The 19,224-nt window shown below is 44.1% G+C and carries 21 protein-coding genes; 8 read left to right on the top strand and 13 right to left on the bottom strand.

Annotation, left to right across the window (positions count from 1 at the left end):
- Positions 1-107: 107 nt before the first annotated feature.
- From LEPTO7376_RS24455 to LEPTO7376_RS05530, 4 genes are all read right to left on the bottom strand, one after another.
- Positions 108-332 (bottom strand): ferredoxin family protein, encoded by a 225-nt coding sequence (locus tag LEPTO7376_RS24455; protein ID WP_015133239.1) that lies wholly within the window; start codon positions 330-332, stop codon positions 108-110.
- Positions 333-432: 100 nt separating this feature from the next.
- Positions 433-1,500 carry a tRNA 2-selenouridine(34) synthase MnmH gene (gene mnmH / locus LEPTO7376_RS05540; RefSeq protein ID WP_015133238.1) on the bottom strand — a complete coding sequence of 356 codons (1,068 nt, stop codon included), beginning with the start codon at positions 1,498-1,500 and terminating at the stop codon, positions 433-435.
- Positions 1,501-1,629: 129 nt separating this feature from the next.
- A complete protein-coding gene (locus LEPTO7376_RS05535) occupies positions 1,630-1,881 on the bottom strand; it encodes a hypothetical protein (RefSeq protein WP_015133237.1) in 252 nt (83 codons plus the stop codon).
- Between the two features lie 93 nt (positions 1,882-1,974).
- Positions 1,975-3,498, bottom strand: a complete 1,524-nt coding sequence (locus tag LEPTO7376_RS05530; RefSeq protein WP_015133236.1) for a helicase C-terminal domain-containing protein — start codon at positions 3,496-3,498, stop codon at positions 1,975-1,977.
- Between the two features lie 42 nt (positions 3,499-3,540).
- On the opposite strand from LEPTO7376_RS05530, the gene LEPTO7376_RS05525 reads away from it, so the two are divergent.
- Entirely contained in the window at positions 3,541-4,095 is a 555-nt protein-coding gene (locus tag LEPTO7376_RS05525) for a 5-formyltetrahydrofolate cyclo-ligase (protein ID WP_015133235.1), read from the top strand.
- Complete coding sequence (locus tag LEPTO7376_RS05520; protein WP_015133234.1) at positions 4,092-4,505, top strand: DUF3750 domain-containing protein; 414 nt, start codon at positions 4,092-4,094, stop codon at positions 4,503-4,505. The genes LEPTO7376_RS05525 and LEPTO7376_RS05520 overlap by 4 nt, the downstream gene beginning before the upstream one ends.
- Before the next feature lie 52 nt (positions 4,506-4,557).
- Here the strand turns inward: LEPTO7376_RS05520 and LEPTO7376_RS05515 are convergent, their stop codons facing one another.
- The 4 genes from LEPTO7376_RS05515 to LEPTO7376_RS05500 are packed head-to-tail and all read right to left on the bottom strand — an operon-like array spanning position 4,558 to position 6,894.
- The gene (locus tag LEPTO7376_RS05515) at positions 4,558-5,340 is read right to left on the bottom strand and encodes a hypothetical protein (RefSeq protein ID WP_041763178.1); all 783 of its coding nucleotides are present in this window, start codon (positions 5,338-5,340) and stop codon (positions 4,558-4,560) included.
- Positions 5,298-5,870: an IS630 family transposase gene (locus tag LEPTO7376_RS27350; RefSeq protein WP_041763060.1), complete on the bottom strand. Its 573-nt coding sequence runs from the start codon at positions 5,868-5,870 to the stop codon at positions 5,298-5,300. The genes LEPTO7376_RS05515 and LEPTO7376_RS27350 overlap by 43 nt, the downstream gene beginning before the upstream one ends.
- A gap of 13 nt (positions 5,871-5,883) precedes the next feature.
- A complete protein-coding gene (locus LEPTO7376_RS27345) occupies positions 5,884-6,282 on the bottom strand; it encodes a transposase (RefSeq protein ID WP_225901139.1) in 399 nt (132 codons plus the stop codon).
- A gap of 27 nt (positions 6,283-6,309) precedes the next feature.
- Positions 6,310-6,894 carry a hypothetical protein gene (locus tag LEPTO7376_RS05500; RefSeq protein ID WP_041763175.1) on the bottom strand — a complete coding sequence of 195 codons (585 nt, stop codon included), beginning with the start codon at positions 6,892-6,894 and terminating at the stop codon, positions 6,310-6,312.
- Between the two features lie 33 nt (positions 6,895-6,927).
- Between LEPTO7376_RS05500 and LEPTO7376_RS28910 the strand changes: the two genes are divergently transcribed.
- On the top strand, positions 6,928-7,119 hold the full coding sequence (locus tag LEPTO7376_RS28910) for a DUF3750 domain-containing protein (protein ID WP_160148582.1): 192 nt from the start codon (positions 6,928-6,930) through the stop codon (positions 7,117-7,119).
- 104 nt (positions 7,120-7,223) lie between these two features.
- Positions 7,224-8,699 (top strand): leucyl aminopeptidase, encoded by a 1,476-nt coding sequence (locus LEPTO7376_RS05495; protein WP_015133232.1) that lies wholly within the window; start codon positions 7,224-7,226, stop codon positions 8,697-8,699.
- Positions 8,700-8,786: 87 nt separating this feature from the next.
- Here LEPTO7376_RS05495 and LEPTO7376_RS05490 read toward each other — a convergent pair whose 3' ends face one another.
- The 4 genes from LEPTO7376_RS05490 to LEPTO7376_RS28285 are packed head-to-tail and all read right to left on the bottom strand — an operon-like array spanning position 8,787 to position 12,589.
- On the bottom strand, positions 8,787-9,230 hold the full coding sequence (locus LEPTO7376_RS05490) for a PD-(D/E)XK nuclease superfamily protein (protein WP_015133231.1): 444 nt from the start codon (positions 9,228-9,230) through the stop codon (positions 8,787-8,789).
- Positions 9,231-9,239: 9 nt separating this feature from the next.
- Positions 9,240-10,031: a Dam family site-specific DNA-(adenine-N6)-methyltransferase gene (locus tag LEPTO7376_RS05485; RefSeq protein ID WP_015133230.1), complete on the bottom strand. Its 792-nt coding sequence runs from the start codon at positions 10,029-10,031 to the stop codon at positions 9,240-9,242.
- Positions 10,032-10,088: 57 nt separating this feature from the next.
- A complete protein-coding gene (locus LEPTO7376_RS05480) occupies positions 10,089-11,129 on the bottom strand; it encodes a bifunctional heptose 7-phosphate kinase/heptose 1-phosphate adenyltransferase (protein ID WP_015133229.1) in 1,041 nt (346 codons plus the stop codon).
- A complete protein-coding gene (locus tag LEPTO7376_RS28285) occupies positions 11,126-12,589 on the bottom strand; it encodes an energy transducer TonB (protein ID WP_015133228.1) in 1,464 nt (487 codons plus the stop codon). The genes LEPTO7376_RS05480 and LEPTO7376_RS28285 overlap by 4 nt, the downstream gene beginning before the upstream one ends.
- A 170-nt stretch (positions 12,590-12,759) precedes the next feature.
- Here LEPTO7376_RS28285 and LEPTO7376_RS05470 point away from each other — a divergent pair, with 170 nt between their 5' ends.
- From LEPTO7376_RS05470 to LEPTO7376_RS23230, 4 genes are all read left to right on the top strand, one after another.
- Positions 12,760-14,805, top strand: a complete 2,046-nt coding sequence (locus LEPTO7376_RS05470; RefSeq protein ID WP_015133227.1) for a thioredoxin domain-containing protein — start codon at positions 12,760-12,762, stop codon at positions 14,803-14,805.
- 245 nt (positions 14,806-15,050) lie between these two features.
- Complete coding sequence (locus LEPTO7376_RS05465) at positions 15,051-16,625, top strand: adenylate/guanylate cyclase domain-containing protein (protein WP_015133226.1); 1,575 nt, start codon at positions 15,051-15,053, stop codon at positions 16,623-16,625.
- Positions 16,626-16,754: 129 nt separating this feature from the next.
- On the top strand, positions 16,755-17,960 hold the full coding sequence (locus tag LEPTO7376_RS05460) for a DUF1176 domain-containing protein (RefSeq protein ID WP_015133225.1): 1,206 nt from the start codon (positions 16,755-16,757) through the stop codon (positions 17,958-17,960).
- Between the two features lie 121 nt (positions 17,961-18,081).
- Entirely contained in the window at positions 18,082-18,798 is a 717-nt protein-coding gene (locus LEPTO7376_RS23230; RefSeq protein WP_160148388.1) for a GUN4 domain-containing protein, read from the top strand.
- A gap of 28 nt (positions 18,799-18,826) precedes the next feature.
- Here the strand turns inward: LEPTO7376_RS23230 and LEPTO7376_RS05450 are convergent, their stop codons facing one another.
- Positions 18,827-19,054: a hypothetical protein gene (locus LEPTO7376_RS05450; RefSeq protein ID WP_015133223.1), complete on the bottom strand. Its 228-nt coding sequence runs from the start codon at positions 19,052-19,054 to the stop codon at positions 18,827-18,829.
- Positions 19,055-19,224 lie beyond the last annotated feature (170 nt).

Below are 19,224 nucleotides of genomic sequence, written 5' to 3'. Positions count from 1 at the left end.
TCCGAAGGTTTTGGGGTGGAATTCAGGAAAAAGCAGGTTGTTTGACTATATTTTGTAATCTTTTGGTAATGGTTTGATAAGGAGCAAGAATTATCTCGAATAAGCTCTTAAGGAGTGCGCTGTTTTTCGCTGTTTTCTTCGGGAATAATTGCGCCTTTAACTGGGCAAACTTGCAGACAAATGCCGCAGTCAATGCAAACATCAAAGTCAATCCAGTACCAATCTGTCCCTTTTGCATTTTTGCCGGGGCCATCGTGAATGCAGGCGACGGGGCAAGCTTCTACGCAATCTGATACGCCTTCACAGACATCGGTAACAATAGAGTGGGGCAACGGTTTTTCCTCAAAATTTAGTGCGTCACGTTACTGGTTGTAACTGATTACTTTCCTAAAAAGCAATTTCTCACTGGCGATCGCCCTCTAAATCTCAAGGTTAAATGGCAATGTTGCTGAGTTGCTCGATGAAGGAATTGATATTGTCAGGCTGAAGATTAGGCAGCGAAAAGGTTTGCTGAGGCTCGGAATAGTGGGAGGGGAGCGATCGCCGGTAGGCTGGGTCGTAATGTTCAGTGAGAATAGCGGCGACAAATTCTGGCCACTGTTCTGCGTCGATTAGCTCAAACCAACTATGGACTTTCTGTTTGCCGAGATTTGGAATGAGATAGTTTAGCAGTCGTTTTAATTCGTCTGGATGTTTGATCAGATGAGGATATTCTGCCATTAGCCATTGCACTCGTTCTGCGGTCGGCAACTCAACTTCATAGCAGGGCGATCGCCGCATTGCTTGCCAAAACATTGCCGGAATATGAACATTGCCGATAGCGTTACTTTCCGATTCGAGCCAGATGGGTTTTGCTGGGTCAAATTCTTGGAGCGCTTGTAATAATTTTGATTCAAATCCTTTTTGAGAAGGCTGAGGAGTGGGTTGATCTTGCCAAACTTGACCAAGCAAAGAACCACGATGGTTGGCGATCGCCTCCAAATCTAAAACCTGTAACCCTGCTTCTCTCATATGTTGCAAGAGATAGGTTTTAGCGCTGCCGGTGTAGCCGCACAGAATTTTAAACTGATATTTTTCTGGTAATTCTTCCAGCGATCGCCGCACATGAGCACGGTAGGTTTTGTAACCGCCGACGATTAAGGTTGTTTGCCAGCCGATTTGGTTAAGGATATGGGCAAAACTATTGGAACGTTGTCCGCCTCGCCAACAGTAGATCAGAGGATGATAAGCCTTCGGTTTTTGGAGAAAATATTGCTCTAGATGATTGGCAATATTGCGAGAAACTAACGCCGCTCCAATTTTTCGCGCTTCAAACGGAGACACCTGTTTATAAATTGTGCCAACCTTTGCTCGCTCCTCGTTATCTAAAACCGGAAAATTGATCGCCCCTGGAATATGATCCTCTGCAAACTCCCCCGGCGATCGCACATCGATGATTTCATCGTATTCCCGAAAGCCATTCTCCCAAGGAGTTTCAGATTTATAGATTGGGGGAGCCATGAAAATTCCTTACCGTTAGCTTTGCCACCATAACAAAAAGACAGCTCGTCAGCTGTCTTCTTGCATCGCGCGATTAAGGGGTGATCGCGTTTGATTATCTTAGGGATATTGAGTTTTTGAGATTCTTGCTTAGAACAAAGGAGAAAGAGGTGCGCTAAATAGAATTGCCGTTAAACCGAAGATGACGACGCTGGCGACAATTACATTGTTGTAAAACCAGCCGATTTCGCGATTTTTACCAAAGAGGTTTTCTTCTTGGCCCGCAGAGAAAAACAAAGACCATGCTTGAGTTGCACTGATGGTTGCATCCTTAAAGTCTTCGCGGAAAACAATAGGAGTGAATAGATTTGCTTGAGATGTGTAGTCAAATTGGCGACTCATAAAACTAGCTCCGTTACTTGTCTATGTGACTAAATATAACAAAATATTACAAATTATTGCGGTGACTTGACATCGAATTTATTGTGATCGTTGTCACCAGCATCCAAACCAACTTGGATCGAGGTAATTGCAATAGGAACAAGGCTGGAGAGCATCGAGGATTTGTTGGCCGTAGGCACGATGGTTGATGCGATTGTCGAGGATGGCGATGAGACTCTGGTCTTGGTGGAGGGGATAAATGGCGCGTTGGAGTTCTCTAAGGGCGGTGGGCAATAGATAGAGCCGAAACCAATCTTGGCGTTGGGCTTTGTAATGGGCAACGCGTCCAGCAACCAGAGGATTTTCGAGGGATGGGAGGGGTAATGTGGCGATCGCCATTAATTGTGGCAATGGAAAATTAAGAGTTTGACCATAGAAGAGGGGATTGGTTAGCGATTGCCAAAACTCCCAGCCACAAATCAAAATGCTGTCAGCTTCGAGGTTTGTTTGTTCTACTTTGACGATACTGCCAAATTCAGCGGCGAGGGCGGCTCCCATTTGTGCTTGGAGAGGAACGTCATTGATTAGAAGTACCACTGGGCGCTTAACATTGCGGCTTAGGCGTGCCAATCGTTGCAGTTGCGCTAAAAGTCTTCCTTGAAATTCCGGTGTATTGGGCAGTGGGAGACGTTTTTCAGGTAGATAAACTTGAGTTTGGTGTTGCTGGCGGGGTGGCGTAAATTTCACGCAAGTTAAATCTTCGTCTAAACCGATTTGGTCACGGAAAGTTGGCGCAATTTTTTCGGTGTCGAGAAACCCACCAATAAATAATGTGGCTTGCTTTTCCCAGAGGGGCTTGAGTAGAGTCGATACTTTTTGAGGCGCAACGTTAATAGAAAATGATCCATCTTGACGATTGAGCATTGCCCAACATAGGGGTTTGGCCTCTGAGTTGGCGAGGGTTTGTCGTAGGGTTTGCCAAGGTGTCGGTAGGGTTGGCAGTTGTAGGCATTCGCTAAATTGTTCAAGTTCTGTGTCTAGGAGCAAATGACAATGGTATGGGTTCGGCGATCGCCGCAGAAGGTGGGTTTTGAGGTGGTTATATTGTGTCTGAATGAGATCTTGTTGGGCTGGGTTTTGTTGTTGGAGCGTTTCCCAGTCCGCAAGGGTGACATTGAACCGCACATGGTTTTGCACCCATTGCCAGAGATCATCGACGGGATTGAGGATTGTTGTGACGGAAACAACTGAGCGATCGCCAAGCATCGAGTCGAGCCAATCATCCGGCGTAATTAAGGCAATACCAGCAGGCTTTTTTTCGAGATGGGTGACGATATTAACTGGTTTGTCGGTGAATAGTTGAGTCTGTAGTCGAGGAATTTCTGTTGTGAAGAGCCATTGTTGGAGTTTTGGAGGCGTGACCAATACCACCGGTTCGGCGCTCATGAGTAGGGGAGTCAGATAACTCGCTGCATAATCTCCTACCCCTGTTCGAGTTTGAATCAGTGCAGAGCGCCCAAGTCGTAAACCTCTTGCCACCAAACGCGCTAAGGTTAAATGGTGTTGCCAATTATCCCCCTCAGTTTGACGGGAAAGCTGCAATAATTTTTGGTGAACCTGAGCCTCGATAATGGACAAAATCTCCTCACAAATATAGGGCGAACCGTAATAGCCTAGGGTATGAACGCTTCAAAATCTGACCTCCGCAAATATTTTCTTTCGGAACGGCGATCGCTCTCCGAAACTGATTGGCGTAACTTGAGTGAGCAACTGTGCCAGAATCTTGCGCAACGGCTACCTTTTCAAGATGCCCAATCAATACTGAGTTATTGTACCTATCGTAATGAACCAGATTTAAACTCGCTATTGTCTCTCCCAAAACATTGGGGATTGCCTCGCTGTGTTGGTAAAGATTTAGCTTGGCATCAATATCAACCGGGCGATCGCCTCATTTCCGGTAAATATGGCATCACCGAACCCCATCCTGATTTACCATTAATCAATTTATCAACCATAGATTTAATTTTGGTTCCCGCTGTGGCTTGCACTAAAAGTGGCGATCGCCTCGGTTATGGTGGGGGATTTTATGACCGATTTTTTGCGACCCTCACCCGAAAAATCACGACCATTGGCATTGTATTTAATTGCTGTCTAGCCGAAACTTTGCCTACAGACTCTTGGGATAAAACATTGGATTATGTTTGTACCGAAACTGATTTTTACGATTGCCAATGACCACCGTTGAACTCCGCGCTGCAAAAATTCCAATGATTGGCTGGATTGCTGTGCATTGTTGGTTTGTTGTGCAAGAAGGCAAAACTGAAACCCGTTGGGAAATTTGGCAAAATCGATCGGTTCGAGAGCCAAGTTGGGGACATCTCCACAAAAATCTCATGGCTCCAAATCGTGGTGTTGGTAATGGGGAAAGTTGGGCGATCGCCACCTGGACAGACGAAACCGCTTTAACCCTTGCAACCATTCTCAAATCCAGTCCAGAACAATATCCCCACAATTATCTTTATCGTTATGTGCCGGGGCCAAACAGCAACACCTATGTGAAATGGATTTTGGATCAAGCTGATGTCACATTCCCGACAATTCCGAAGGCGATCGGGCAATATTATTGCAACTGTATTTCCGTTTAAGAGTCTTTGAAAATTATGAGACTGACATAACTAATGGATATGATTCAAGCAATTATCGTTTGAATGAAGCCTTTTCTTCAATCGTAATCATTTTTTCTAAATCATTTACCTTTATATCCATAAAGTATTTTTCTAATTGATCAAATTCAGAAGAACCACTGAGAATAAAGTCACCACAAAAGATAGGAGGTCTTTTGAAACTCGATATACAATGAGGTGAGGCATCGCAAATATTATTTAGGAGTAGCAAATTATTAGATATCAAAGCACTAGAACACTTCTGAAAATGTTTGATTTTATATTTGCTGATTTTTTGGATGATGAGCTTAAACTCTTTATGACTATCTTCAATAAATTTTTCTTTTGTCCAGAATGGCATTAGTGTCCATATCAAGTCTTCTGTAAGGGAAACGGTGCTATTTTTTGACTTGATGCGAATTTTTTCAAGCAAAAACAATAGTATTGTTTCACGAGGAAATCCTTGAGATACTTCTTTGATATATGATTTCGGGGCATTTAGTTCTTTGCATAGAAAAGCCACTGCTTTTTTACAACTTTTGTTCAATAAAGATGACGATAGATGAAATAAAATTTGACAAATGTGAGAAGCGAATCTATAAACTTCTAAGACATCTGAGTTCTGGGATGCGATAGATACTGCATGAGCAATTGCATGATATTCAACTAATTCAGCATCGTTTATAAGTCTAGATAAATTTTCTTTGAATACATTTTGCTCAATGCACCAAAGACTGTGATCTTTTAAGCTATATAAGCCGGATATAGCAATTTCTAGTCGAGTGAGGTGCAATAGCAGCAATGTGTAAACCAGCATCGAATATCATCAAGGGTAATCTTGGAAAAAGCTACCTCAATTGCCTTGTCTAGAGCTAGATAAGTTCTTGCCCCGATACTTTTCAAGGTACTTTTCAACTTTGACCAGCAATTTTCAATGGGTGAAAAATCTGGAGAATAGGGAGGAAGGTAAATCAACTTAGCTCCCACGGCCTCAATCATTGTGCGTACTGACTCTCCTAAATGAATCGAACAGTTATCCATCACCACACATGCTCCCGCCCATAAGTTTGGTATTAACTTCTGGCTGATGAATGCTTCAAAGGTTAATCCATCCGTACTCCCCAGCAGATGATAATTAGCGACCATTCCCTTGAAGCCTAATGCTCCAATCAAAGAAACATTCTTGCCTCGTTTACTGGATTTCGGACTATAAGCTCGTTTCCCTTTCTCAGAACGTGCCCTCAGTCTTGTCATGGCTAAGTTCACGCCCGATTCATCGATAAAAATCAAGTTTTTCGCTAGAGTCGCTTGCATTTTCTGCCAAAAATCATATCTGGCTTGTTGCACTCGTTTTGTCGCCCTAAGGTCTGGATAGAATGTTTTTTTTGAGGCTATATCCCATTCTTCTTAAGGTGCGATGCATGGTGCTATTGGCCACACGGAGACCAGTGCGTTTCTCCATCTCATCACATAGTTCCGCTAGCGTCGTATCGTTTTTCTTGGTGAGCAACTGGCGCAATATTGTTTGATGCTCTTCGTTTAATTTGGGAGGTGTTTGTTGGCTTCGTTTTTTCGGAGCAATCGACCCTGTCAGTCGTTTTTGGTCGAGGAGCTTTTGTACAAAACTTTTCGCCACTCCAAATTGTCGGGCAAGACTACTTTGACTCACACCACCCCTTTCGTAGGCATCCACTATTTTCTGTCTTAAGTCTAATGAGTAGGCTTTCGGCAAGATGCTACTTTCTTCCTCACCAGTCAACTCACCTATACTACTTCATACACTTTGCTAGGCTGAAATTTGCTGTATTGTTTCTTGAAACACTGCATTACACTCCAGCATGCTTCCTAAAAATATCGGAGATTTAAATAGAATTGTATCGCTATTCTTTTCTGAGAAGCAGTAAGACCAGTGCTTTATATCTTCATGGCGCTCAGGAATACTCAAGCTGGGAACACATTGTATACGATTATTAATTCCTTGATAATTTATTGTTTGAGTAAATAATCTCAAACCAAGTCTTTGCTTAAGGTATAGTATTGGATCTTTGATGTTTTTCTCATACTGTAAGGCCAAGATATTTTGTACAGTGTAGAGACCATAAATAGAGCAGTTTATATCCATCCAATGTTGTAACTCATGAACGATAGTTTGTAATACATTTTTTGTGAAAAATATTGTCTCCTCAGACTCTCTTGGAGAATTATTTTTGAGGCTATCTTTAAATCTTGAAAAATTATCATTTGTGATATTTTTTGCAGATATTGTTTGCGTGAAGTGATCATATTTTGCGACTTCACTTTCAACTAAATATATTGATTTTTTCATTTTTTGAACTCTTTTGTCTTTATCTATTTTATGTAGTGTAAGCAAATACTTTAATTGTTTGTCTTTTGACTTAAGAAAATAATATTTAATTTAAATAAATCCAACCCAAAACAATTCCCCAACAATGATCTGTATCGATATGTGTCGAGGCCAAACAGCAACACCTATGCGAAATGGATTTTGAATCGAGCTGATGTCACATTTCCGACAATTCCGAAGGCGATCGGGCAATATTATCGATATGTTTTTGGTGACTGGCACAAATCTTAATTTGCCATGCCTTGCAAGCTTCCTGCTGGCGGGTTGCCGATCTTGGAAAGTTTTTTAGGAAGTGTCACACTAAAATCTAGTTGTATTAAGACGTAAGAAATATTATGCAAATCAAAGGAATTACCCAAGCTGCTGCGGATTGGTCGGGGGATGCGATCGCCCTGGGCTTTTTCAGTAGTGAAGAAGTGATTAGTCTTCCCGAATCCTTGGGAGCACTGGATAGTAAACTATCTGGTGCGATCGCCGAAATTTTGGCGGAGACTGAGTTTAAGGGTAAATCCGGCAGCACTTCTCTTAATCGCGTTGGGGGTGGTGCCGAAATTAAGAAGGTATTACTCGTTGGTCTCGGCGATGAGGACAAGTGGGATGGCAAAGCCGTTCGCTCTACAGGGGCGGCGATCGCCCGAGCGGTGAAAGGCGACCAGAATATCAAAACTTTGGCGATTAGCGTTCCTCCGTTAGATGATGCGGCGGCAACCGCACAGATGATCACAGAGGGGATTACCCTTGGTCTCTACGCTGACAATCGTTATAAGTCTGGCGATGATATCAAAGAGCCTGCCCTCGAAACAGTTGATATTCTCGGAATTGGTGACCAGAGTGAGGCGATCGCCACAGGTTCTATTCTGTGCGAAGGCACTATCTATGCCCGTGAGTTGGTGAACTCCCCCGCCAATGTGATTAATCCCGTCACCCTTGCGGCATCAGTCAAAGAACTTGCTGATGAATATGGTCTTGAGTTGACAGTACTTGGGCAGGACGAATGCGAAGCGCAGAATATGGGGTCTTACCTCGGTGTCGCGGAAGCAACGGATCTTCCTCCACAATTTATTCACCTCATCTATAAGCCCGAAGGTACGCCCCGCAAAAAATTGGCGATCATTGGTAAGGGTTTAACCTTCGATTCTGGTGGTTATAACATCAAGCCTTCTGGCCCCAGCATTGCCATGATGAAAATGGATATGGGTGGTGCGGCCGCCACTTTTGGAGCTGCCAAGGCGATCGCCCAACTGAAGCCGGACGTTGAAGTTCACTTTATTAGTGCCGCCACCGAAAACATGATTAGCGGTAGTGGTTTGCGTCCCGGCGATATTCTCACTGCCTCTAACGGCAAAACCATTGAGGTGAATAATACCGATGCTGAAGGTCGCTTAACATTGGCCGATGCATTGGTTTATGCCGAAAAGCTCGAAGTTGATGCGATCGTTGATATTGCCACTTTGACTGGCGCTTGTGTAATTGCCCTCGGTGAAGAGATTTGTGGTCTTTGGGGTGATGATGAATTGGCTGATGCTATCAGCTCTGCGTCTGAGAAAGCAGGCGAAGAATTCTGGAAAATGCCAATGCCTCCCAAGTATTTCGAAGGCATGAAATCTCCCATCGCCGATATGAAAAATACTGGCCCTCGTTATGGTGGCTCGATTACGGCGGCGCTTTTCCTAAAGGAATTTGTTGAAGATACGCCTTGGGTTCACCTCGATATTGCAGGCCCGGCATGGTCTGATAAAGAGTCTGATATCTACAGCAAAGGTGGTACTGGCTTCCCTGTGCGTACCCTTGTTCACTGGGTCTTGAGCTAATTCTCAGGAATATTTAAAAGCCAAATAGTCCAAGGGCAAATGTAATTTTACAAAAGATTATATTTGCCCTTTTTAATTGATTTAATCTCAAATCTCATGACGATTAATCGATGCGATAAAATCTTCAAAGCCAATTATTTTGACAAGATTGTTATCTGTAATCCATTGTGATAGCTCACCAGACAAATACCATTGTCTTAATGTCCAACCCGTTGTGCCTAAGCGATGATTATCCTCTGTGCCACCCAAAACTAAGTAGGCAGATTTGTAACCATATTGTTTGCAGGCACGAGCAAGCATAATCACTTCAAAGGGGATCTTTTCTTCTGCTGTACCATTTGCTTGTTGCCACTTTTTTGATACCAAAATTTTAGAGCGATCATCCTTATAAATAATCAAGTCAACAATATGTTTTCTGCCGTTAGGCTTTAGACCAATATAGACTTGCTTTCGGTAGCGATAATTAGCATGTTCCAGCGCCGGTAAAACGGTCTGCTCAAAAACTTTTCCAGTGCTGGTGTCGCGAGTCATAAACTGTTCCTAAAAATTTTTCAATGCCAACATTTCCATTGCTGGAGTGCGATCGCCATTACAGGAGATACGTCTGGGAGCATTGAGCTGTTGAGTCTCAAATCCTAAACTCTTATATAAGTCCAAAATTCTTTCTGTCGCTTGATTCGACGCGATTACTGGTTGGTCTTGTGTTGCTAGCCATTTTGCGAGACGTTCCTGATCTTCCCAACTAAAACCACCAGAAGAATATTGCCGGAACTCCACATCATAGGGTGGATCTGCATAAATAAAACTCTTATTGCTTATTTTGATTTTCTCGAAATCACCTAATGTAAACTGCCAATTTTTTAGAGTAGATTTATAGCTAGTGAAATCTTTTCGGTAGTTGATTTTTTTATAGCTACCAAAAGGGACATTAAACCCTCCCTTTTGATTAAATCGGCAAAGCCCATTAAAGCCAGTTCGATTGAGATAATAGAAAAGTTCAGCTGCTTCTTTATTAGTCCATTTTTTTGCGCAGATTAGCTCATTAAAACGATCTCGATTTTGGTAATAATGATCTTCCTCATTTTTCATTTCAATTCTGCATGTCATCCCTTTCTTGAGCCAACGATAGAAATTAATGAGGTGGGGATTCACATCATTGAGAATGGCTTTTTGAGGAGCTAATCCAAGGGCGATCGCCAACCCACCACAAAATGGTTCAATGAGCTGATAATCATCTTGATAGTCGTGCCAAATTTCTGTGAGGATCGGCACAAGCCAACGCTTTCCGCCAGCCCACTTGAGAGGAGGTTTTAAGTTTTCTGGATTGACCATTGCTCAGACAACGAAAGGCTCTTTATTATGACTCATTAAGTACAACAGAACCAATCTTTATGGGTCGGCATTGTCTTCTAAAAGTAACTCTAAGGTTTCCTGCATTTCTGGAACTGAGGTCGTTGCTGTACCAAACGTTCTGACGACAATACTTGCGCCAAGATTACCGAGAACTGTGCATTCCCAAGGCTCTGCACCGACGCAATATCCTAATGTCCATCCCGCAACAACGGTATCCCCCGCGCCTGTTACGTCAAAAACATCAGTGCGATTAAAGGCTGGCACATGTTCTTCTTTTAATAGGCCATCCTGATCAGAAAAAAGACTCATCCCATCTTCTCCACGGGTGATCAGCATAAAATCTGCGTTGGTTTTATTGAGAAGAGTTTTGCTGGCTTGTTCTAGGTCAGCTTGGGATTCAATGGGGTGTCGAACGGCTTTTTCTGCTTCGGGGAGATTCGGCGTAAAAATAGTGGCACCAGCGAATCGGTCTAAATCTTTCTGTGTGTCAACGATTACTGTGTCATGTTCCAAAATCGTTTTGATGACTGCTTCAGAAAAAACGCCATCACCATAATCTGAGCAAACGACGGCATCAACATTGGGTAATTGGCTTTTGATGTAAGCAACGAGTTGGGATTGAATTTCGCGGCTAGGCATCTCATCGGATTTTCTGTCAACTCGCACAATTTGCTGGGTGACAGACTGGCGGGCATGGCCGGTAATACGGCTTTTGGTGACGGTGGGTCGTTGGGCATCTCGCACAATGCCACTGGTATCGATACCGGCTTCGGCAAAAATACGACAAATTGCTTCCCCTTGGGAATCTTGCCCGATAATGCCTGCAACTTTAATCTGAGCGCCGAGTTTGGCGAGATTATAAACTGCGTTTGCGCCGCCACCGGGAATTTGTCGGGTGTGTTTGTGTCTGAGGATCAGTACTGGCGCTTCCCGTGAGAGTCTTTCAACTTCACCAACGAGAAATTCATCAAGGGTGAGATCTCCAACGACAAGGATTTTGGCTTCGCGAAAGCGATTCATGTGGCTATTGAGGCGATCGCAATGCTGATGGAGTTTTTGAAAGAAAGTGGTATTCATTCTGTGGAATCAGTAGGCGTATTGTCTGGTGGTTGCTCGGAGTTTACTCGGAGAGGCTCGGCCGGAATATTGATCGTTGGCGCAGGAGCTGGAGCCGGGGCTGGCGCAGGAACCGGAGTTGGCGCTGGTGTTGGCGTAGGGGCGGGAACGGGAGTTGGGGTAGGAGCTGGAGTGGGTGCTGGTGTCGGCTGAGGAGCTGAGACCGGAATTTCTATAGTTTGGCGATCGCCGTCAGGATTATTGTCGGTAGGTGTATTTTGAGGTGGTGTGCTTTCTGGAGGAGTGGCAGGTTGAGGACTTGATGTTTCTGGCTGTGATGGTGCAGGGGATGCAGGCGTATTGTTGCTGGGAGCAGGTTGTTGGAACGCGGCACAAAAAGAGGATTGATAGGAATAACTAACATTCACAAGATAGTTCCGATTGCCGCCATCGAAACGCGCATTACGAATATCTTTACTTGCCTGATTATCGAGAGCATTTGACCCAGAGCTGCGGCTGAGACTCCACTGGCTGGGGACACCACTAGGCGTAACGACGACGTTATAGCTAGAGGAGCCACTAGCCCGCGATGAGCAAGCACTTTTGGGATAATTACCGGAGATTGATTGGTTAACAGGAGCGGTATTAACGGCGACTTGGTTATTGTTTTGGGAAGCAGAACGGGGTAATAATGCGGCTGGATTACTAGGGCTATTGAGATCGTTTGACTGGAGCAACTCCGCACTAAACCGAATATCTGAATCCACCGGTGCAAATACCTGGGGAGATAGGGAAATCGCTGCCTCTTCTTCTAGTTGCCGTTGACGCTTTAAAAGAGAAGGCTGAGGTTGTCCTGGTGAAATGGCAAAGACTTGCTGCCCACCATCACCCGAAACGAAATTTGGTGTTGTGAGAGTTTCTTCACCGAATACTGTCGAATTGGTTTGAGTGCCTGGATTGGGCACATTGGGCGGCGGCGGCAAAAAACTATTGATGACAGACGGTGGTGGCGGTGCAAAGCCAGTAAAGTTGCTGTTAATGGGTGGTGGACTATTGGGTACGAAGGAAAAATTTGTTTGCCCAAAAGTTGGTGCGCCCGGTACTGGTAGATTGTTTGTGCCCTGCACAATGCCGAACTCACCATTAACGCCCGCTCCAGTACCGCCAAATTGATTTATCGCCGACATATCGATATTAAAGTCTGGATTACTTTGAAAGACCGACAGATCAATTTGAGGGGAGCTAGAAGGCAAACGATTTTGGATATCCGCTGGCAACTCCACCATTTGCAAGATTTCTGGGCGAGTATTGGTGCTGGTATTGTCCGCCTCTGACCAGCTAGGCAAGGCGATCGCCGCGACGAGATGAAATGCAATGGAACCAATGATTGCAATGCCATAGGGATGACGCGCATAATTGCCCATCAACCGGAGACTGGCGGCCGCTTTTTTGGTGGGATTGGCGAGAGAAAGTTTCTTCATCGTGGCAACAATTACAGGGAGGTAAACCGGCTACGTATTTAGACCGAAGACCCTAGGCACTTGTTCGATTTTAGCGGATTGATTTTTAAACTTTGCGAGAAATTCGATTCGTTACAATCAGGTCAGCCTCCGCACTCGCCTATTCTCTCTCTTTACCCAAAGTTCTTTCCATGACCAATCGCCTAGCTGACACCAAAAGTCTCTACCTCCGTAAACACGCCGAAAACCCTATTGATTGGTGGTATTGGTGCGATGAGGCCCTTGAGAAAGCGAAGGCTGAAAATAAACCCATTTTTCTCTCCATTGGGTATTCGTCCTGTCATTGGTGCACGGTGATGGAAGGGGAAGCGTTTTCAGATCAGGCGATCGCCGATTATCTCAACGCAAATTTTTTGCCCATTAAGGTTGACCGCGAAGAACGACCGGACATTGACAGCATTTATATGCAAGCGTTGCAGTTGATGACGGGACAGGGGGGCTGGCCTTTAAATATTTTTCTGACACCTGACGATTTGATTCCGTTTTATGGTGGCACATATTTTCCGGTGTCTCCTCGTTATAATCGCCCTGGTTTTCTGGATGTACTCAGTTCGATTCGCCATTTTTATGATGATGAGCCAGAACGCCTTAAGGAGATTAAAGAAGAGATTTTTACCATTCTCGATCGCTCCGTAACGCTCCCCACTACTGAGCTTTCTCTCGATCAAACACTCCTTGAAAAAAGTATTGAGGCTTGTACTGGAGTGGTCGGACGTGTTTCCCATGGCCCCAGTTTTCCGATGATTCCCTACGCGGCGATCGCCCTTCAAGGGAGTCGTTTTACCGAAAATACAAAACATGATGGGTCTGCCATTACGAAAAAGCGTGGGTTAGATTTAGCGTTGGGTGGTATCTATGACCATGTGGGCGGCGGCTTTCATCGCTATACCGTTGACCCAAATTGGACAGTACCTCACTTCGAAAAAATGCTCTATGACAATGGGCAAATCACCGAATTTCTTGCGAATCTCTGGGCCAATGGCACAACCGAACCCTCTTTTAAAACGGCTCTCGAAGGTACTGTCGAATGGCTTAGTCGCGAAATGACTGCGCCCCAAGGATATTTTTATGCAGCGCAGGATGCGGATAGTTTTCTCGATGCGGGACATGTGGAGCCGGAGGAAGGAACCTTTTACGTTTGGGATTTTGATGAGCTGCAAACGCAATTTTCTGATACTGCTTTTCAGGAATTGCAAGAGAATTTTTTCATTGAGCCAGACGGAAATTTTGAAGGAAAAATTGTCCTAAAACGTCGGGCTTCTACAGAAATTCCTGAGAGTTTACAGGCTACTCTCAATCAACTTTTCGCTGAGCGATATGGTGGCGATCGCCAATCCCTCGAAACCTTTCCACCAGCGCGCGATAATGCCGAAGCAAAAAATACAGATTGGGCGGGACGAATCCCGGCGGTTACCGATACGAAATTAATTGTGGCCTGGAATGCCTTAATGATTTCCGGTTTAGCACGAATTTATGGTGTTCTCAGTCTGGAAAAAGCTTGGGATTTGGCAGTGAATTGCGTCAATTTCATTCTCGAAACCCAATGGCAAGAGGGACATCTTTATCGCCTGAATTTTGGTGAGGAACCCGATGGTGTCGCGCAATCGGAAGATTATGCGTTTTTGATTAAAGCGCTGCTTGATTTGCAGGCGAATAACCCCACCGAAACCCACTGGCTTGATAAGGCGATCACCCTCCAATCCGAATTTGACGCGAAATTTTGGTCGGCGGAAACTAAAGGCTATTTCAACAACACCGAGGCAAAAGAACTTCTGATCAAAGAACGTAGTTATCAGGACAATGCCACTCCCTCCGCCAATGGCATTGCTGTCACGAATTTAATCCGATTATTTTTGCTCACAGAAGATCTTGCGTATCTCGACAAAGCAGAGCAAGCCCTACAAACTTTTGCTGTCGTCCTCGACAAATCATCTCAACAGGCTCCCTCATTGATTGCCGCCCTCGATTGGTATCTCCATTGCACTGTGGTGAAAAGTGATGGCGATCGCCTAAATTCTTTTACTGGCAAATATCTCCAAACCACAGCTCTGAAGACTTTTACAGAGTTACCCGATGACAGTGCTGGTCTCGTTTGCCAAGGTTTAAACTGTCTTATTCCTAGCCAAACTGAAGCAGAACTTTTCAGCGCAATTCAAGAAAGTATGATGCGGGCTTAGATTTAGAAAGAGATGTCAGGCGATCGCCAAAAACAGCGTGAATTTTGGGTGAAAATTAAAAGTACGATAGGTCATTTCAGATCCTGATTCGCTGCGATTCTCAATGTATCTATGCGAATGAAACGGACGATAATTCCCCATCATTTGAGTGAATGCTAAAAGATGACTGGGCAGACTAATACTGGACAGATATTTTGGGTGGATCCGCACTTTTTAAATGCCTTTACTGATGGAGGGTAATGGCTATGGATGAAAAACTTAGCCTCGCTGAAATTTCAGAAAATCTGCGACTTATTGAACAAACAGAAGCGCGAATCTTAGCGGAAAAAATTTTGAGTGGAGAACCTGGTTTGGTCGCCGTGACAGGTCAATTCGGCTCTGGAAAAACAACCACAACTCTGATGATTGCCCATCAAGTATGGCGACAAGGATTTCCCGTTACTCTGCTGACTCAAGATCGTAATTTTCTCAACTATCTCCATTTATCTTTGCCTCAAGACTGGGAGATTCAATATGTAGATTCCTCTGAACAGGCTTGGTTAGAGGCTATTGAAGTAGTAACTACTGATTCTTCTAGGGCGATCGCCATTGATCAGCTCACCTATGACAACCGCAAAGCAATTCTCAAAGCAATGCAGACCGGGCATTGGGTTTTTGCGCCGATTGATACTCCTTTTGTGGGCATCGATGTGTTGTCTCATCTCAAAGTTTGGCAGTATTCGAGTGAAGAAATTTTGGCGAATGTTTCAGGGATTGTCTCCCAAATGTTGCTCCCAAAACTCTGTGAAAACTGTGCCCAATTACGTCCCGCAAGCTTAGAAGAAACAAGACTGATTTATCCCGATAGTTATGAAATCAAAGAGCTTTGGTATGAGCAAGGCTGTCCCGTTTGCGAAAATCGTGTCGGTGGTGAGTATCGTTATGGACGTTGCGCATCCTATGAAGTGTTGCAAATTGATGCTGAAACCAAGCCTTTATTGTCCGATTATTTAGAACATAATTCATTACGAGCTTTGTCTGTCCATAAGCATTTTACGATGCAACAAAGTTCAAGGGGTTTAGTCAAAAAGGGACAAGTCGGGATTCAAACCTATCGCAATGAAGTCTTACAAAATCCTCTATTTCGAATTCAGCATTTGTGGGAGCAAGAACAGTTGCGTGCCTCACGAATTCAACAAATGTTTGGTCGTTTTGTGACCCAACATCTTGCTGAAGAGCTAATGTCCCATCAAGGTTTTGAACGCATTATTGAAGGTGAAAAACGCGATGTCACTTGTTTTTTCTGTGATATTCGTGGCTTTACAACTTGGTCTGAGCAAACTGCCCCAACAGATATTTTCACAACGTTAAACCAATATTTTCGAGAGATGATCGATATTGTGTTTCAGTACGAAGGTACCATCGATAAATTTATTGGGGATTCGGTGATGGTGATTTTTGGTGCGCCAGTGGAACAGATTGACCACCATCTCAAAGCTGTTAATTGTGCGATCACCATCCAGAAAAAAGTGATTGAAATGAACCGATTGTCTGAAAATGAACCAATAAAAATTGGGATTGGCATCAACTCCGGTGAAGTGGTAGCAGGCTGTTTGGGGAGCGATCGCCGGATGGATTACACAATCTTGGGTGATGTGGTGAATACAGCGGCTCGGTTAGAAAGTAAGGCGCAACCCAACCAAATTTTGTTAGGCGAAACAACCTACGATGCTGTGAAATCAGAAGTTAGTTGTCGAAGTATGGGTAACCTAAATTTGAAAGGAAAAGCCAAAGCTGCGGCTGTATTTGAGGTGATTTATTCACTCACTGAAGAGGATTAGGCGATCGCCGATTCGACTGTTGCAAATCCAGAAACATCCTTATTCCTCGCCATAAACTGAGTAATCATAAATATTGAGACTGCATCTCTACCGAAATATCTGAGCTAAAAATTCAATAAGGTTTGTACAGTGAATAATCAATTTCTTTTCTCCGTTGCGGCTCTGATTTGCGGCAGTCTTCTTTCCTGCTCTTCTGCTATACCCGAAGACGCAGATATTTCTTCAGCTCCCACCTCGAACTCAGTCACCTCTACTCCAGAACCAACTCCGGAAGCTGTCTCCCCTAATTTAGCTGTATCTCCAACAGAGGGAGCAGAACCTCTCGCCCGGATTACGGAAGGTGAGGAAAAGGCGAGGATTTTTAATGAAGTGATGAACGTACAAACAGACATCGGTCTCTGTGAAGGCATCGAAAATTTGAGTGACAATTTCGAATATTCAGAGGTTTATGCCAGTAAAATTTATGTTAATGAAACACAATATTTAGTCAAAATTCTCTGTTTCAATGCAGCCTATCAAGGTAGTTATGAGTTGGTTCATGCCAACACAGAAGAAGTGGCCTTTTACACCATCGAAGAAGAGACATTGGGTTTCAGTAGGGACAGTACTTCTTTTGCGGGATATCCAACTTTTGATCCAGTCACTAGCATTCTCTCCAATAGTTACAAATTTAATGGTGCAGGAAGTTGCGTTGAATCGACTCAACATTATTGGGATGGGCGATCGCTAAAACTGATTTCTTCTACTTTGGAGGATGGCATTGAGAATGGGTGCGAAGATCTTGGGGTGCGATCGCCTGCTGCGGATCAGTTAATTACGGCGACGGGTGTGGGCATGGCAAAACTCGGCATGACCCTCGGTGAACTGCGGCAAATGTTGCCAGAGGATGCCAAAATTTACGCAACTGAATTAGGAGTGGATCTGCCATCGGGAATGGAGGTAAATTTCTATGGTGAACTACAGTTTGAGCTTGGTTTTGATAATGGGGACAAGCAGATCACGGATCAGTCGAAAATTGAGATGATTGTAGTACGTAATCCGAGCTATCGAACGGCTGAGGGGGTTGGTGCTGGAACGTGGGTAAAAGAGGCGATCGCCTATTATGGTGCAGCGACTTTAAGTTATAACAATGACTATGAAAGTCGGGAATCGATTGAATTTGAAAAGGGGCTATTTCCTGAAACACCAGACGCGAATGTTTGGTTACGCTCAAATCAATGGACGGTGACTGATTTTGCGGGGATTTACCCGAACAGCATCGACCAATTCCAGCAAACTCAGGAATACCATGACCACGCGGCGATCGCCTCGATTTGGATTATGGGCAATCCCTAGGATTCCAACCAGATAATGTGTTGCTTGATAATGGGGCTATAGGGTAATCAAAAATTTTCGTAATGGAGTTAGGCATCGCTCATCAGTTTCGAGAGTCTTTGTTGAGGTGATCGCCTCAACTTTGTCTGAATTTTATGGAGTACAAATTATGGAGCCAGATCAGCAGAACATTAAACCTGAACTTGATAGAGAAGCGATTATCCTCCTCGAAAATCTACCTCAATCTTCTGCGGACATAGACTATCAACCTCTCGAAACTTTGCTCGCAGCAGGAGATTGGCACAACGCTAATGTTCTGACCCGCGAACTTATTTTAGGCATCGTTAATCGCCAGAAATTTTGGTTGCGAGATAAAGATATTCAAAGGCTTCCCAGCGCTGATCTTGAAATTGTGGATCGATTATGGCAGGCCTACAGTAACGGTCAATTTGGGTTCACGATCCAGAGCCAAATCCTGCAAGAGTGCTATGAGAAAAATAGAAGTCCAAGATATAGTCTTAATTTTGAGGGAGCTGTAGAAGATTTTGGTACTCATGTTGGGTGGTCGGTAGATAGTGAACGTCGTCGTCCAGGATTCTCGAACTATAAATGGTTTTTTGATGGGATTACGATTGATGAATCTTCTCCGCCACCACGAGGACATTTTCCTCGGACTTATGAGTTTGGCGGGGGAAAAATCATTGCTAGAAAATATTATGAAGCCGATTATGATGATGCCGTACAAGGCATCTTGATGAGCAGTGGTCATTTCTATAACGAGAGAGAAAATGACTACTTTCTGGGCATGGATTTTTTGAGTGCGTTTTTTAAAAAATTTCAGGATGTTGAGTCAAGCTAGATAGTGGCGATCGCCACAACTTTTTGAACTAATCAACAAACGGCAAAACACCGAGATAGTCTCCATAATCACAGATAACTTTCACCGCAGTATCCGGATGTAATGTAATGGGGAGCTGGCAAACTGCCGCAATCCAACGACCACGGTAATGAACCACTCCCATCTGGTGGGGTTTTAAAACTTCGGATACGATCGCACTCTGAAAAAAACACGGACAGGGTTCTGGCTTATTCGGGAAAGAAAAACGATTGGCCATGGTAGATGATCCTCGATGCCTTCACTGATCTTGTCGTTACCCAGACGAACAAGTTATGCAAAATCACAAAATACGTACGTATTCGTTGTGCACTTTAATAGCTTGCCCAAAACAATTACGTAATCGATCATTTGGTGGCGATCGCCTTAATTTCCCCAAACAAAGTGGTG

The sequence above is a fragment of the [Leptolyngbya] sp. PCC 7376 genome (assembly GCF_000316605.1).
In the GTDB taxonomy this organism is placed as follows: Bacteria; Cyanobacteriota; Cyanobacteriia; order Cyanobacteriales; family MRBY01; genus MRBY01.
This window is presented reverse-complemented; position numbering and strand designations above follow the sequence as displayed.

Excerpts from the sequence above, each read along its gene's own strand:
- mnmH (WP_015133238.1), bottom strand. The coding sequence starts at position 1,500 with ATGGCTCCCCCAATCTATAAATCTGAAACTCCTTGGGAGAATGGCTTT.
- LEPTO7376_RS05515 (WP_041763178.1), bottom strand. The coding sequence starts at position 5,340 with ATGCTGGTTTACACATTGCTGCTATTGCACCTCACTCGACTAGAAATT.
- LEPTO7376_RS05520 (WP_015133234.1), top strand. The coding sequence starts at position 4,092 with ATGACCACCGTTGAACTCCGCGCTGCAAAAATTCCAATGATTGGCTGG.
- LEPTO7376_RS05525 (WP_015133235.1), top strand. The coding sequence starts at position 3,541 with ATGAACGCTTCAAAATCTGACCTCCGCAAATATTTTCTTTCGGAACGG.
- LEPTO7376_RS05535 (WP_015133237.1), bottom strand. The coding sequence starts at position 1,881 with ATGAGTCGCCAATTTGACTACACATCTCAAGCAAATCTATTCACTCCT.
- LEPTO7376_RS05490 (WP_015133231.1), bottom strand. The coding sequence starts at position 9,230 with ATGACTCGCGACACCAGCACTGGAAAAGTTTTTGAGCAGACCGTTTTA.
- LEPTO7376_RS05450 (WP_015133223.1), bottom strand. The coding sequence starts at position 19,054 with ATGGCCAATCGTTTTTCTTTCCCGAATAAGCCAGAACCCTGTCCGTGT.
- LEPTO7376_RS05470 (WP_015133227.1), top strand. The coding sequence starts at position 12,760 with ATGACCAATCGCCTAGCTGACACCAAAAGTCTCTACCTCCGTAAACAC.
- LEPTO7376_RS05485 (WP_015133230.1), bottom strand. The coding sequence starts at position 10,031 with ATGGTCAATCCAGAAAACTTAAAACCTCCTCTCAAGTGGGCTGGCGGA.
- LEPTO7376_RS05465 (WP_015133226.1), top strand. The coding sequence starts at position 15,051 with ATGGATGAAAAACTTAGCCTCGCTGAAATTTCAGAAAATCTGCGACTT.
- LEPTO7376_RS05480 (WP_015133229.1), bottom strand. The coding sequence starts at position 11,129 with ATGAATACCACTTTCTTTCAAAAACTCCATCAGCATTGCGATCGCCTC.
- LEPTO7376_RS28285 (WP_015133228.1), bottom strand. The coding sequence starts at position 12,589 with ATGAAGAAACTTTCTCTCGCCAATCCCACCAAAAAAGCGGCCGCCAGT.
- LEPTO7376_RS05495 (WP_015133232.1), top strand. The coding sequence starts at position 7,224 with ATGCAAATCAAAGGAATTACCCAAGCTGCTGCGGATTGGTCGGGGGAT.